The sequence below is a fragment of the Quatrionicoccus australiensis genome, from assembly GCF_020510425.1.
Classification (GTDB): domain Bacteria; phylum Pseudomonadota; class Gammaproteobacteria; order Burkholderiales; family Rhodocyclaceae; genus Azonexus; species Azonexus australiensis_A.
The window spans coordinates 2169023-2182592 of the sequence record NZ_JAHBAH010000001.1 but is presented as its reverse complement, the minus strand read 5'-3'; the positions used below and the strand labels follow the sequence as shown (position 1 = coordinate 2182592).

General features: G+C 62.0%; 14 protein-coding genes. 11 read left to right on the top strand and 3 right to left on the bottom strand.

Features of this window, described 5'->3' with window-relative positions; all coding sequences use genetic code 11:
- Window positions 1-71 precede the first annotated feature (71 nt).
- From ubiU to ubiT, 3 genes are read left to right on the top strand one after another with little or no spacing between them, the layout of a single operon-like run.
- Window positions 72-1079: a ubiquinone anaerobic biosynthesis protein UbiU gene (gene ubiU, locus KIG99_RS10485; RefSeq protein ID WP_226460120.1), complete on the top strand. Its 1008-nt coding sequence runs from the start codon at window positions 72-74 to the stop codon at window positions 1077-1079.
- Between the two features lie 2 nt (window positions 1080-1081).
- A complete protein-coding gene (locus tag KIG99_RS10480; protein ID WP_226460119.1) occupies window positions 1082-1984 on the top strand; it encodes a U32 family peptidase in 903 nt (300 codons plus the stop codon).
- Window positions 1985-1986: 2 nt separating this feature from the next.
- The gene (ubiT, locus tag KIG99_RS10475) at window positions 1987-2439 is read left to right on the top strand and encodes a ubiquinone anaerobic biosynthesis accessory factor UbiT (protein ID WP_226460118.1); all 453 of its coding nucleotides are present in this window, start codon (window positions 1987-1989) and stop codon (window positions 2437-2439) included.
- Here ubiT and KIG99_RS10470 read toward each other — a convergent pair whose 3' ends face one another.
- The 3 genes from KIG99_RS10470 to KIG99_RS10460 all read right to left on the bottom strand — a co-directional run bounded on the left by KIG99_RS10470 (window position 2440) and on the right by KIG99_RS10460 (window position 5716).
- Window positions 2440-2721 (bottom strand): ubiquitin family protein, encoded by a 282-nt coding sequence (locus tag KIG99_RS10470; RefSeq protein ID WP_226460117.1) that lies wholly within the window; start codon window positions 2719-2721, stop codon window positions 2440-2442.
- A gap of 104 nt (window positions 2722-2825) precedes the next feature.
- Complete coding sequence (locus tag KIG99_RS10465) at window positions 2826-4664, bottom strand: PHA/PHB synthase family protein (RefSeq protein ID WP_226460116.1); 1839 nt, start codon at window positions 4662-4664, stop codon at window positions 2826-2828.
- A 17-nt stretch (window positions 4665-4681) separates the two neighbouring features.
- A complete protein-coding gene (locus KIG99_RS10460) occupies window positions 4682-5716 on the bottom strand; it encodes an MBL fold metallo-hydrolase (RefSeq protein ID WP_226460115.1) in 1035 nt (344 codons plus the stop codon).
- A 102-nt stretch (window positions 5717-5818) separates the two neighbouring features.
- On the opposite strand from KIG99_RS10460, the gene KIG99_RS10455 reads away from it, so the two are divergent.
- From KIG99_RS10455 to KIG99_RS10420, 8 genes are all read left to right on the top strand, one after another.
- A complete protein-coding gene (locus tag KIG99_RS10455) occupies window positions 5819-6211 on the top strand; it encodes a MerR family transcriptional regulator (protein ID WP_226460114.1) in 393 nt (130 codons plus the stop codon).
- Window positions 6212-6368: 157 nt separating this feature from the next.
- Window positions 6369-7541 carry an isovaleryl-CoA dehydrogenase gene (locus KIG99_RS10450; protein WP_226460113.1) on the top strand — a complete coding sequence of 391 codons (1173 nt, stop codon included), beginning with the start codon at window positions 6369-6371 and terminating at the stop codon, window positions 7539-7541.
- Between the two features lie 115 nt (window positions 7542-7656).
- Window positions 7657-8805: a carbonate dehydratase gene (gene can, locus KIG99_RS10445; protein WP_226460112.1), complete on the top strand. Its 1149-nt coding sequence runs from the start codon at window positions 7657-7659 to the stop codon at window positions 8803-8805.
- Window positions 8806-8991: 186 nt separating this feature from the next.
- Complete coding sequence (locus tag KIG99_RS10440; protein ID WP_226460111.1) at window positions 8992-10182, top strand: acetyl-CoA C-acyltransferase; 1191 nt, start codon at window positions 8992-8994, stop codon at window positions 10180-10182.
- A complete protein-coding gene (locus tag KIG99_RS10435) occupies window positions 10183-11097 on the top strand; it encodes a DMT family transporter (protein ID WP_226460110.1) in 915 nt (304 codons plus the stop codon).
- Complete coding sequence (locus KIG99_RS10430; RefSeq protein WP_226460109.1) at window positions 11094-12230, top strand: acyl-CoA dehydrogenase; 1137 nt, start codon at window positions 11094-11096, stop codon at window positions 12228-12230. Before KIG99_RS10435 ends, KIG99_RS10430 begins: the two co-directional genes overlap by 4 nt.
- Before the next feature lie 71 nt (window positions 12231-12301).
- Complete coding sequence (locus KIG99_RS10425) at window positions 12302-12922, top strand: 2-hydroxychromene-2-carboxylate isomerase (protein WP_226460108.1); 621 nt, start codon at window positions 12302-12304, stop codon at window positions 12920-12922.
- A gap of 21 nt (window positions 12923-12943) precedes the next feature.
- Entirely contained in the window at window positions 12944-13543 is a 600-nt protein-coding gene (locus KIG99_RS10420) for an LOG family protein (RefSeq protein WP_226460107.1), read from the top strand.
- The last annotated feature ends 27 nt before the right edge of the window (window positions 13544-13570 follow it).

Genomic DNA, 13570 nt, shown 5'->3' with positions numbered 1-13570 from the left:
TTTGACCAGGATCAATGGCAGCCGGCGTGCGCTGGCTATACTGCCCGGCTGATCCTTCCGGTCCCTATTCCATGAGTTCCCTGCCTGATCTGATCTGCCCGGCCGGCAGCCTGCCCGCGCTCAAGGCTGCGGTCGACAATGGCGCCGATGCGGTTTACCTCGGCTTCAAGAATGACACCAACGCGCGCAATTTCGCCGGCCTCAATTTCGACACCAAGAACATGGCCGAAGGCATCCGCTACGCCCACGCCAAGGGCCGCGAAATCCTGCTCGCGATCAACACCTTCCCGCAGGCCGGACGCGTCGGCGAATGGCACAAGGCAGTCGATGCAGCGGTCGACCAGGGCGTGGACGCGATTATCCTGGCCGACGTCGGGCTGCTCGACTATGCCCGCAACAAGCATCCGCAGCAGCGTTTGCACCTCTCGGTGCAGGGCTCGGCGACCAGTTACGAAGCGATCAATTTCTGCCAGCGCGAATTCGGCATCAAGCGCGCCGTGCTGCCGCGCGTCCTGACCCTGGCCCAGGTCGAGAATGTCATCAAAAACACCACCGTCGAGATCGAGGTCTTCGGTTTCGGCAGCCTGTGCGTCATGAACGAGGGCCGCTGCTGGCTGTCGTCCTACGCCTGCGGCGAGTCGCCGAACACGGTCGGCGCCTGCTCGCCGGCCAAGTACGTCAAGTGGGACAAAAAGCCCGGCACCATGGAAACCCGCCTCAACGGCATTCTTATCGACCGCTTCGGCGACGATGAACCGGCCGGCTATCCGACCCTGTGCAAGGGCCGCTTCGAGGTCCAGGGCGAAACCTATTACGCGCTGGAAGAGCCGACCAGCCTGAATGTCATCTCCATCCTGCCCGAAATCATGAAAATCGGCGTGCGCGCGATCAAGGTCGAAGGCCGCCAGCGCAGCCCGGCCTACGTCACCCAGGTTACCCGCACACTGCGCGCCGCGCTCGATGCGCTGGCTGAAGGCGGCGAGCGCTACCATGTCAAGCCGGCCTGGCAGGCCGAACTGGCCAAGGTCTCCGAAGGCAGCCAGGCGACGCTCGGCGCCTACAACCGGCCGTGGAGATAAGAATGAAGCTTTCCCTCGGACCCCTGCTCTATTTCTGGCCCAAGGCCGAAGTCATGGAGTTCTACGCCGAAATGGCGCAGAACCCGGCCCTCGACATCATCTACGTCGGCGAAGTCGTCTGTTCGCGCCGGCAGCAACTGCGCACCGCCGACTGGATCGGTCTGGCCCGCGATCTGACCGATGCCGGCAAGGAGGTCGTCGTTTCGGCGCAGGCCCTGCTCGAATCGGAAAGCGACCTGAAGGCACTGCGCCGCCTGGTCGACGAAGCCGGCTGCAAGCTCGAAGCCAACGATCTCGGGGCGGTCAACCTCGTGCACGGGCAGGATTTCGTCGCCGGCCCGCATCTCAACATCTACAACGAGGCAACGCTCGCCACCTTCGCCAAACACGGCCTGAAGCGCTGGGTGCCGCCACTCGAGGCCAGCCGCACGCTGATTGAAAACCTGCACGGCAGCCGGCCGGCCGGCGTCGAAACCGAGGTTTTCGTCTATGGCAAGCTACCGCTCGCCTTCTCGGCCCGCTGCTTCACGGCCCGGCATTACGACCTGAACAAGGACGACTGCCAGTTCAAGTGCCTCGACCATGCCGAGGGTCTGACCCTGACCACCCGCGATGGCCAGGACTTCCTGTGCATCAACGGCATCCAGACCATGTCGGCGCAGAGCTACAACCTGCTGCACGAAATCCCGCAAATGCTCGCCATGGGCATCGACATCGTCCGGATCAGCCCGCAAAAGCAGCACATCAATGCCATCATCGCTGCCTTCGACGCCGCCCGCCGCGGCGAGACGCCGCAACCCGACACCACCGGCTGGAATGCCAGCGGCCTGGTCGACGGCTACTGGTTCGGCGATGCCGGCATCGTTGCCCACCACACACAAGCCCTCGCCCAACTGGGAGCATGAGCATGGACCAGAATTTCACCATCCCAAAGTTCCACCTGCCCGCCATCATCGGCGAGATCGGGAAGCGGCTGCCGCAATGGCCGCATACGCTGACCCTGATCGCCGGGCTGAACGTCGCGCTGAAAATGAAATTGCTGCCGGAAAGCGAGTTGACCGCCCTGGAAGACAAACTGTTCAGCATCCATGTCCTGGATACCGGCGGCAAGGCGACATTCACCTATCGCGACGGACTTTTCCGGCCGCAATTCCAGACGACGCGCGAACCTGACCTGGCTTTCGCCGCCAACCTGTCGGCCTTCCTGCAACTGGTCGCCCGCCAGGAAGACCCGGATACGCTGTTTTTCAACCGCGAACTGGAAATCACCGGCGACACGGAACTGGGCCTGATCGTCAAGAACATGCTGGATGCCATTGAATGGCCCAACCTGCCCAAACTCCCCCTGTTCAGTCGTTGATCAGCCGGTCAGCACGAGGCTGATCAGCTCCTCCTGATCGATCGGCGTCGCCAGTCCCTGCAGGTCGCGCACGCTGCGCGCACCAAGAAATACCGTCAAGCCAGGAGCGATGTCGGTTTTGCCGAGCAACAAATGCGGGCGCATGGCCGGATATTCGTGACTGATAGTCTCGAAAATATCGCCTACGGTATCGCCGCTGGCCATTAATTCGGCGCGGCCACCGGCATGGCTACGCAAGGACACGGGAATGTGAACGCTAACAACAGGAGAGTCCGAAAGCATGATGCACCTCCTTTCAGCAGGTGTAGGTTTGACCCTCGGCAACAAATCAGGTTCGAAAAAAAGGGAGGCCGCAGCCTCCCTTTTTGTTTTGATCCCTTGCCGGATCAGCTTTCCTTCTTCTGCGTGTCGAGACGGAACTTGACGTAGCTGCCCGGGGCATCTTCGATGACCTTGAGCGTGCCGTCTTCCGGCTGACGTGCCTTGACCTTGGTCGAACCACCCGGCAGGCTGGTCACCCACTGGTTCCAGTGCGTCCACCACGAACCGGCATTCTGGGTTGCACCGGCCAGGAAGTCTTCCGGGCTTTCCGGCAGATTGCCGTCGGTCGCGTCATTGGTCCAGTAGCCATACTTGTTGGCGACCGGCGGATTGACGATGCCGGCGATGTGGCCGGAGCCGCCGAGCACGAACTTGGTCGGGCCGGACGGCAGGCGGGCGCCCATGTAGGTGCTCTTCCACGGTGCGATGTGGTCTTCGATGGTCGAGATGAAGTAGCACGGGGTCTTGACCTTGGAGATGTCGATCTTGACACCGGCCAGCGTCAGGCCACCCGGTTCCTTGAGCAGGTTGCCGAGATACATGTTGCGCAGGTAATAACTGTGCATTGCGGCCGGCATGCGGGTCGAATCCGAGTTCCAGTAGAGCAGGTCGAACGGGAACGGATCCTTGCCCATCAGGTAGTTGTTCACCACGAAAGACCAGATCAGGTCGTTGGCCTTCAGCATGTTGAAGGTACCGGCCATTTCTGAGCCTTCGAGGAAGCCGCGCTCGGCCATCTTCTTTTCGAGACCGGAAACAGCGCCTTCATCAAGGAAGATGCCCAGTTCGCCCGGCTCGGAGAAGTCGAGCATGGTCGTGAAGAAGGTGGCGGAATTGGCGCGCTTGTCCTTCTTGGCGGCCATGTAGGCGAGCGTGGTCATGGTCAGCGTGCCGCCCAGGCAGTAGCCGGCCAGATTGACGCTGTCTTCGCCGGTGTGGGCACAGACCTGGTTGATCGCCTCGAGCGAACCTTCAAGCAGATAGTTCTCGAAGGACTTCTTGGCCAGCTTCTCGTCCGGGTTGGTCCACGACATGATGAAGGTGGTGTGGCCCTGGTCGGTCGCCCACTTGACCATGGAGTTCTTCTCGCGCAAGTCGAGGATGTAGTACTTGTTGATCCACGGCGGCACGATCAGGAACGGCTTCTTGTTCTGGTCGGGCGTGCTCGGGTTGTACTGGATCAGCTGGAACAGTTCGTTCTGGAAGATGACCTTGCCCGGCGTCGTGGCAACGTTCTTGCCCATCTCGAAAGCCGAGGTATCGGTCATGCGGATGCGCAGTTGGCCATCGCCGGACTCGACGTCGTGCAGCAGGTTGTTGAGGCCCTTGATCAGGTTCTGGCCGTGGCTCTTGACGGTTTCGCGGAAAACTTCCGGATTGGTCAGGGCAAAGTTCGACGGCGACAGCGCATCGATGTACTGGCGGGTGAAGAAGTTGACCTTCTGCTGCGTGGCTTCGTCGAGACCTTCGGTATCGGCGACGGTGTCATGCAGGTGACGGGCAGTGATCAGGTAGGACTGCTTGACGAAGTCGAACAGGAAATGCTGTTCCCACTCTTCGTCCTTGAAGCGGTTGTCACCCTTCTTCGGCGAGGCAACCGGTGCCTGCACCGGCATGCCCATCATCTTCATCGAGGTGTTCTGCCACAGCGAGAAATAGTCCCACATCATGTTCATCTGGGTCTGGGCCACCTTGTACGGATTGGCCAGCAGACGGGACGACAGGTCCATGAAGGCCTTGGCGACGCCGAGTTCATCGGTCGGCGCGCTGACGCCATCCTTGGCCTTCTTTTCAACGAAACTGGTGATCAGGCGCGAGGCGCGCTGGGCGACTTCGGCGTAGGTCTTGGCGATTTCCGCCGGATTGGGCAGATTGGCGCCCTTGTCTTCGGTTTGCTGCGACATGCTTGAAACTCCCTCTGTCAGTGCGCGGCTTTGGGCGACCGCGTGTAGCGAATTACCCCGTCGGCGTCGGTGCTGCGCGACAGCCGGCCGGCTTGTTCAAGATAATTCAGGTGAGCAATGGCCTCACCCATGGCGAACATGGTTTGATGCGTATCGAGTGCCCGCTGGAAGAGGGTCTCGAGTAAGTCTGCGGCGCTCTGTGGCGCTTGTTCACAACTGCTCTCCAATGCACGCAAGCGATCTTCATGGTGCGCGTGCAACGCCTCCACCCGGGCCCCTATTCCGAAGAAAGGCAGACCGTGCGAAGGTAACACCAGGGTCTTTTCCGGAATATTTCCTGTCAGTTCATCGAGTGACTCCAAATACCAGCCCAGGGCATCGGCATCCGGCGTCGCCGCGAACACGCTGACATTGGTCGATATTCTCGGCAAAAGCATGTCTCCGGAAACTAACACGCCGAGTTCGGGACAGTAAAGCGACATATGCTCGGGCGCATGGCCGTGGCCGATGATTATTTGCCAATCCAGGCCGTTGACCGTCACGACATCGCCGACCTTGATGCGCTGGTAATACTCGGGCAGCGCCGGTACCGCCTTGCGATAACCGGAGCCGCGCTTCTCGAACTTGGTCAGCCGTTCGGCATCCAGCCCGTGCTGGCGGAACTGTTCAACCATGAACCGGGCACCGTGGCCGCCGACCTCGTTCCAGACCACATGCGCAGTCAGGAACTCGCCGGTAGTCATCAGCAGCGTCGCTCCGGTTTTCTCCATCAGCCAGGTGGCGAGACCAAGATGGTCAGGATGAAAATGGGTGACGATCAGGCGCCGGACCGGCCCGTCAAGGCGCTCGATGATTGCCGACCAGGTGGCGCGCACGCCGTCATCAGGGAAACCGGTATCGATGATGGTCCAGCCATCACCGTCACGCAGCAGCCAGAGGTTGATGTGATCGAGCTGGAACGGCAGGGGCATGCGCAACCAGAAAACACCGGGCGCGACTTCCTTGAGTTCGCCGGCTGCCGGCGGCTGGGCGTGGGGATATTGGGGGAACATGAAACGAACCTTTTTATTTGAAGGAGCAAGTTACCATAGGCCTGGCCAATTGAAAAAACCCCCCTCTTCTGATTTACTGACGCGCACTTTGAGGAGACTCGTTTGAGCCAGCCGGCCATTACCTTTGCCATTTCCGATCTCGCCCGCGAATTCGGCATCACCCCGCGCACCATCCGCTTCTGGGAAGACCAGGGCATCCTGTCGCCTGAACGCGAGGGCAGCAAGCGGGTTTTCACCCGGCGCGACCGCGCCCGCCTGAAAATGGCCCTGCGCGGCAAACGCCTTGGCCTGTCGCTGGCCGAAATCAAGGACCTGATCGGCATGTACGCCTCGACCGAGGATGAAACGCCACAACTGCAGGAATGCCTGCGCATCATGTCGAAACGGCGGGAAGCTCTCGAACAGCAGCGCGAGGACATCGAAGCCATGCTCGGCGAAATTGACCAGTTCGAGCAGCAATGCCAGCAGGAGCTGAACCGCCGCGCCGCCAGCTGATATTTTTTTGCCAGGCAGTTGACGTTAACGTCAACGTCAATACAATCGCAGGAAAGCTGAATTCAGCATCAAGTTGCCAGGGAGCTTGAACTGCCGGAAAAATCCACACTGGCAGCGCAGCAAGCAGGCAATTCATAACTAGACGGAGACAAACCCTATGAACATTCCCAGCCTCGACTTCGGCCTCGGCGAAGACATCAACCTGCTGCGCGATGCGGTGAAAGCATTTGCCGATGCCGAAATCGCGCCGCGCGCCGCAGAAATCGACCGCGTGAACGAATTCCCGGCCGACCTCTGGAAAAAATTCGGCGACATGGGCCTGCTCGGCATGACCGCCGGCGAGGAATACGGCGGCACGAACATGGGCTACCTCGCCCACATCGTCGCCCTCGAGGAAATCTCGCGCGCCTCCGCCTCGGTCGGGCTGTCATACGGTGCACACTCGAATTTGTGCGTAAACCAGATTCGCCGCAACGGCACGGAAGCCCAACGCCAGAAATACCTGCCCAAACTGATCTCCGGCGAACATGTCGGCGCGCTCGCCATGTCCGAGCCAAATGCCGGTTCCGATGTGGTTTCGATGAAACTGAAGGCCGAGAAAAAGGGCGACCGCTACGTCCTCAACGGTTCGAAGATGTGGATCACCAACGGCGGCGATGCCGATACCCTGGTCGTCTACGCCAAGACCGACCCGGCCGCCGGTGCCAAGGGCATGACTGCCTTCATCGTCGAGAAGGGTTTCAAGGGTTTCACGCACGGTACGCACCTCGACAAGCTGGGCATGCGCGGCTCCAACACCTTCCCGCTCTTCTTCGACGACTGTGAAGTGCCGGAGGAGAACGTACTCGGCGGCATCGGCAACGGCACCAAGGTGCTGATGTCAGGTCTCGACTACGAACGCGCCGTGCTCTGCGGTGGTCCGCTCGGCATCATGGCCGCCTGCATGGACGTCGTCGTGCCCTACCTGCACGAGCGCAAGCAGTTCGGCCAGGCGATCGGCGACTTCCAGCTGATGCAGGGCAAGGTCGCCGACCTGTATTCGACCTGGCAGGCCACCCGCGCCTACGTCTATGCCGTCGGCCGCGCCTGTGATGCCAGCGACCACTCGCGCACCCTGCGCAAGGACGCTGCCGGCGCCATCCTCTATTCCGCCGAAAAGGCGACCTGGATGGCCGGCGAGGCGATCCAGACGCTGGGCGGCGTCGGCTACACCAACGAGTATCCGACCGGGCGTTTGTGGCGCGATGCAAAACTGTACGAGATCGGTGCCGGCACCAGCGAAATTCGCCGCATGCTGATCGGTCGCGAACTGATGGCGGAGACCCGCTGATGATGCGCCGCAGCAAAGGTAGAATGCTGATCAATCACGGGTTTTCCGTGGAAACCATATAACACGCTCCTGCCGATGCTCCGGACAGGAGCATCGCCACATGGAGCTGAACAGCATGCCCGTTACCTTACGCACCCTTACCGCCAGCGATACCGAAGCCCTCGAGCAGGTCCGCCAGTACTTCCGCAATTACGCGGCCTGGCTGGGTGTCGACCTGTCGTACCAGAATTTCGATCAGGAAATGGCTTCCCTGCCCGGCGCCTATGTCGCGCCGCAGGGCCGGCTGTTTTTTGCCGAAATCGATGGTCGACCGGCCGGCTGCGTCGGGGTGCGCCCGCTCTCCGACAGCGATGGCGTCTGCGAAATGAAGCGCCTCTATGTCGATCCGGAACAACGCGGCCATGGCATCGGCTCGACACTGGCACTGGCAGCGATCAAGGCGGCCAAGGAAATCGGCTACCGCAAGCTGATCATCGACACCCTGCCCAACATGCGCATGGCCGTGAAGCTCTACCGCGAACTGGGTTTCACCGAAGCGCCGAACTACTACCAGACGCCGGTCGAAGGCACGATGTTCCTGGCACTCGACCTCGACAACTGGTCGGAAGAGGAAATCCGCAACGAGAACCTCTCGCACCTGTTCGACTTCAATCGCGCCTGGGCGCAGCGCATGCAGGAGGTCGATCCGACCTACTTCAACAAGCTGTCCAAGCTGCAGGCCCCGGAATTCCTGTGGATCGGCTGTTCCGACTCGCGCGTGCCGGCCAACCAGATCGTCGGCCTGCTGCCGGGCGAAGTGTTCGTGCATCGCAACGTCGCCAACCTGGTGCTGCATACCGACATGAACTGCCTGTCGGTGATCCAGTACGCGGTCGATGTGCTGAAAGTGAAGCACATCATGGTCGTCGGCCACTACGGTTGCGGCGGCGTCGGCGCAGCACTCAACAAGACGCGGGTCGGCATCGTCGATTTCTGGCTGCACAACGTGCAGGAAGTCCACAACAAGCACCTTGCCCACATCAATGCCCTGCCCGAAGCGCAGCGCCATGATCGCCTGTGCGAACTGAACGTGCTCGAACAGGTGGTCAACCTTTGCCACACGCCGGTCGTCAAGGACGCCTGGATGCGCCAGCAAAAGCTCACCGTGCACGGCTGGCTGTACGGCCTCAAGGATGGCCTGATGCACGACCTCGGCATTACCGTCGATTGTCCCGAAGATTTACCCACCCGCTACGACGCCGCATTGAAGGCGTTGGAAGCATGATTTGATAACAAGCACGCAGGAGAAATCAGCATGAACGACCCGATTGTCATCGTTTCCGCCGCCCGTACCGCCATGGGGGCGTTTGACTCCGGCCGGCGCTGCGCGCCTTAACGTTCGCTGCGCGAAGTTAGCCTGCGCCGAAAGCCCCCATCTCATTTTTCCGAACAATTACCTGAGGAACCCGTCATGACCGATCCCATTGTTATCGTTTCCGCCGCCCGCACTCCGATGGGGGCTTTTCAGGGTGGCTTTGCCAGCCTGACCGCCGCCAACCTCGGTGCCGTCGCCATCAAGGCCGCCGTCGAGCGCGCCGGCATCGACGCCAACCTGATCGAGGAAGTGCTGATGGGCTGCGTGCTGCAAGCCGGCCAGGGCCAGGCCCCGGCCCGCCAGGCCGCCCTGCAGGCCGGCCTGCCGATTTCCGCCGGCTGCGCCACCATTCACAAGGTGTGCGGTTCCGCCATGAAGGCGACCATGCTCGGCCACGACGGCATTCTTGCCGGCTCCTACGGCGCAGCCGTAGTCGGCGGCATGGAGTCGATGACCAACGCCCCCTACCTGCTCGCCAAGGCACGCGGCGGCTATCGTCTCGGCCACGGCCAGATGTTCGACCACATGTTCATGGATGGTCTTGAAGACGCCTACAGCAAGGAAACCCGCGGCCGCCTGATGGGCACGTTTGCCGAAGAGTGTGCGACCACTTACGGTTTCACCCGCGAAGCACAGGATGAATTCGCCGTCCGCTCGACCACCCGCGCCATCGAGGCCAGCAACAACGGCTCCTTCGCCTGGGAAATCGCCCCGACCACCGTCGCCGGCCGCAAGGGCGACGTCGTCATCGACAAGGACGAAGGCCCGTTTGCGGTCAACGTCGAAAAAATCCCGACTTTGAAGCCGGCTTTCAAGAAGGATGGCACGGTCACCGCCGCCAATTCCTCGTCGATTTCCGACGGCGCTGCCGCCATGGTCCTGATGCGCGAATCGCAGGCTGCCAAGCTCGGCCTCAGCCCGGTTGCCCGCATCGTCGCGCACACCACGCATGCCGGCGTCCCCGCCCTGTTCCCGTCGGCACCGGTCGGCGCGATGCAGAAATTGTTCGCAAAAACCGGGTGGACCGCCGAGAGCGTCGATCTCTACGAAATCAACGAAGCCTTCGCCGTCGTCACCATGGCCGCGCTGCACGACCTCAAGCTCGATCCGGCCAAGGTCAACATCCACGGCGGCGCCTGTGCGCTCGGCCACCCGATCGGTGCCTCCGGCGCGCGTATCGTCGTTTCGCTGCTCGGTGCACTGAAGAAATACGGCAAGAAGCGCGGCGTTGCCTCGCTCTGCATCGGCGGCGGCGAAGCCACGGCCCTCGCGGTGGAAATGCTGTAATTGCCGCAAAAGGCCCTTCCGCTTACCTACGCCAAACTGGTCGCCGCGATGTTCTTTTGGGGAGGCACCTGGATCGCCGGGCGCATCATTGCCCGGGAGGTATCTGCTCCGCTCGGCATCGCGGCCATCCGCTTCGTGGTCACGGCCATGGTGCTGGCCGCGGCGCTCCTGCTTTCCGGCCGGACGCTGCCGCGCTTGCGCAGCAGCCGTGAGTGGGGCGTCGTCTGCGGACTGGGCTTTTTCGGGATATTTCTTTACGGCCTGTGCTTTTTCTACGGCTTGCAGCACATCACCGCCGGCCGCGGCGCACTGGTCGTGGCGCTCAACCCGGTGGTCATCGTGCTGGCCGCCTGGCTATTCGGCCATGAACGCATGAACCGGCGCAAGGCACTCGGCAGCGCGATCGCGCTGGCCGGCTGCCTGACGGTGATCGGCAACGGCAATCCACTGGCCCTGATCCAGGGCACGGTGGGGGTCGGCGAATGGCTGATTATCGGCTGCGTGCTGAGCTGGGCGGCGTATACCTTCATCGGCCGGCAGGCGACCAAAACACTGTCACCACTCGCCACGACACTCTACGGCAGCCTGGTCGGCGCGGCTTTCCTCGGGATCGCCGCCCTGGTTCAGGGTGACATGGCCCCGGCGACATGGTCCGGGCAGGTATGGGCCGCCATGCTTTTTCTTGCCATTTTCGGCACCGCCATCGCCTACACCTGGTTCACCGAAGCGGTGCACCAGCTGGGCGCCGGCCATGCCTCGATTTTCATTAATCTGGTCCCGGTGTTTGCCGTACTGCAGGCGGCGCTGCTGCTCGACGAGCGACTCGGCCTGTCGGTACTTGTCGGGGGCCTGCTGGTCATTGCCGGCGTCTGGCTCACCACACAACAAAAAACTTCTCTGGAGATTCGCACATGATTCTGACCCAAGAACAGGAAATGATCCGCGACACCATGCGCAGCTTCGCGCAGGAACGCCTCGCCCCCTTTGCCGCCGAATGGGACCGCAACCACACCTTCCCGGCCCAGGCCCTGAAGGAGCTCGGTGAGCTCGGCGCGCTCGGCATGGTCGTGCCGGAAGAATGGGACGGTGCCGGCATGGATTACATGTCGCTGGTCCTGACCCTGGAAGAAATCGCCGCCGGCGATGGCGCCACCTCGACCATCGTCTCGGTACAGAACTCGCTGGCCTGCGGCATCACCCAGAAATACGGCACCGATGCGCAGAAGGAAGAATGGCTGAAGCCGCTCGCCCGCGGCGAAAAGCTCGGCTGCTTCTGCCTGACCGAACCGCACACCGGCTCCGACGCCGCCGCGATCACCACCCGTGCCGACAAGGATGGCGACTTCTTCGTCCTCAATGGCGTCAAGCAGTTCATCACCACCGGCAAGCACGCCCAGATGGCCATCGTCTTCGCCGTCACCGACAAGGCGGCCGGCAAGAAGGGCATTTCCTGCTTCCTGATTCCGACCGCAACGCCCGGTTTCATCGTCGGCCGTACCGAAGACAAGATGGGCCAGCACGCTTCCGACACCGTGCAGATCATCCTGGAAAACTGCCGCGTGCCGGCCTCGGCGCTGCTCGGCAAGGAAGGCGAAGGCTACAAGATCGCCCTCTCCAACCTCGAAGCCGGCCGCATCGGCATTGCCGCGCAGAGCATCGGCATGGCGCGTGCCGCCTTTGAAGCCGCCGTGCGCTACGCCAAGGAGCGCGTCACCTTCGGTGTGCCGATCATCGACCACCAGGCAGTCAACTTCAAACTGGCCGACATGAACACCCTGCTCGACGCCGCCCGCCTCATGGTCTGGCGCGCCGCCCAATTGAAGGATGCCGGCAAGCCCTGCCTCAAGGAAGCCTCGATGGCCAAGATGTTTGCCTCGGAAGCCGCCGAGAAGATCGCCTCCGACGCCATCCAGATTCACGGCGGCGTCGGCTACACCAGCGACTTCCCGGTCGAGCGCATTTACCGCGATGTGCGCATCTGCCAGATCTACGAAGGTGCCAACGATATCCAGCGTCTGGTGATCGGGCGCTCTATCGCCGCCGAATAAGCAACAGCCAGCGGTCGACCGGTACAAAAGACAAAAAACCGGCGACCGCCGCCAACCTCACGGAGACAAACATGAACGAAACAGCAGAAAAGGCCCCGCTCGACTTCTGGTTCGATTTTTCCAGCCCCTACGGCTACCTGCTGGCCGAGAAAATCGACGCCGTCGCCGCCCGGCACGGGCGCAAGGTCAGATGGCACCCGATCCTGCTCGGCATCATCTTCCAGGCCACCGGCTCACGCCCGCCGGCCGACGGCATCAGCAGCAAGGGCCAGTACATGCTGCACGACTTCGCCCGCTCGGCCCGCCACATGGGCATTCCCTACAAGATGCCAAGCCGCTTCCCGCTGCCGACGCAGAACGCGGCGCGCGCCTATTACTGGCTGCACGGCCAGGACTGCGCGCTCGCCCGGCAGTTCGCGCACGCCGTCTATCGCGCCTTCTTCGTCACCGACCTTGATATTTCGTCGCCGGACACCGTGCTGGAAATTGCCGCAAATCTGGGCGTCGACCGTACGGCGCTGGCCGCCGCGCTGCAAAGCCCGGAAATCAAGGCCAGACTCAAGGACGAATGCACGCAGGCGCTGGCCGCCGGCGTCTTCGGCTCGCCGCACGTGATCATCGACGGCGAACACTTCTTCGGCGCCGACCGCCTGCCGCAGATCGAACACTGGCTGGAAAGCGGCGGTTTCTAAGCAGTAACAACCGAGAAAAACATGAAACGTATCTGTGTCTTCTGTGGCGCCAACCCCGGCCATAACCCGCTCTACCGCAACGAAGCCGAAAAGCTCGGCCGCCTGCTGGCGGCACGCGGCATCGAGCTGGTCTATGGCGGCGGCAATGTCGGGCTGATGGGCGTCGTTGCCGATGCCTGCCTGAGTGCCGGCGGCAGCGTCATCGGCGTCATTCCGCAGGCGCTGATGGGCAAGGAGGTCGATGGCCGCCATGTCGAGCACCGCGCGCTCAACCGCCTGGAAGTCGTCGACTCGATGCACACGCGCAAGGCGCGCATGGCCGAGTTGGCCGACGGCTTCATCGCCATGCCCGGCGGCTTTGGCACCTTCGAGGAATTCTGCGAGGTGCTGACCTGGGGCCAGCTCGGGTTTCACGTGAAACCGATGGGCCTGCTCAATGTAAACGGCTTCTACGATCCGCTGCTGGCGCTGTTCGACCATGCCGTCGACGAAGGTTTCCTGCGTCCGCAGAACCGCGCCATGGCACTGGCCGACAGCGACGGCGAACGCCTGCTCGCGGCGATGGCGGCATTCCAGCCGGAACCGGTCAGCAACTGGCTGAAACAGGAAAAAGAGTTGTAGCACCCCACCCGATTTTTCAGGCAACGC

Bases quoted from the DNA above. Each gene is read 5' to 3' on its own strand.
- ubiU (WP_226460120.1), top strand. From the start codon at position 72: ATGAGTTCCCTGCCTGATCTGATCTGCCCGGCCGGCAGCCTGCCCGCG.
- KIG99_RS10480 (WP_226460119.1), top strand. From the start codon at position 1,082: ATGAAGCTTTCCCTCGGACCCCTGCTCTATTTCTGGCCCAAGGCCGAA.
- ubiT (WP_226460118.1), top strand. From the start codon at position 1,987: ATGGACCAGAATTTCACCATCCCAAAGTTCCACCTGCCCGCCATCATC.
- KIG99_RS10470 (WP_226460117.1), bottom strand. From the start codon at position 2,721: ATGCTTTCGGACTCTCCTGTTGTTAGCGTTCACATTCCCGTGTCCTTG.
- KIG99_RS10465 (WP_226460116.1), bottom strand. From the start codon at position 4,664: ATGTCGCAGCAAACCGAAGACAAGGGCGCCAATCTGCCCAATCCGGCG.
- KIG99_RS10460 (WP_226460115.1), bottom strand. From the start codon at position 5,716: ATGTTCCCCCAATATCCCCACGCCCAGCCGCCGGCAGCCGGCGAACTC.
- KIG99_RS10450 (WP_226460113.1), top strand. From the start codon at position 6,369: ATGAACATTCCCAGCCTCGACTTCGGCCTCGGCGAAGACATCAACCTG.
- can (WP_226460112.1), top strand. From the start codon at position 7,657: ATGCCCGTTACCTTACGCACCCTTACCGCCAGCGATACCGAAGCCCTC.
- KIG99_RS10440 (WP_226460111.1), top strand. From the start codon at position 8,992: ATGACCGATCCCATTGTTATCGTTTCCGCCGCCCGCACTCCGATGGGG.
- KIG99_RS10430 (WP_226460109.1), top strand. From the start codon at position 11,094: ATGATTCTGACCCAAGAACAGGAAATGATCCGCGACACCATGCGCAGC.
- KIG99_RS10425 (WP_226460108.1), top strand. From the start codon at position 12,302: ATGAACGAAACAGCAGAAAAGGCCCCGCTCGACTTCTGGTTCGATTTT.
- KIG99_RS10420 (WP_226460107.1), top strand. From the start codon at position 12,944: ATGAAACGTATCTGTGTCTTCTGTGGCGCCAACCCCGGCCATAACCCG.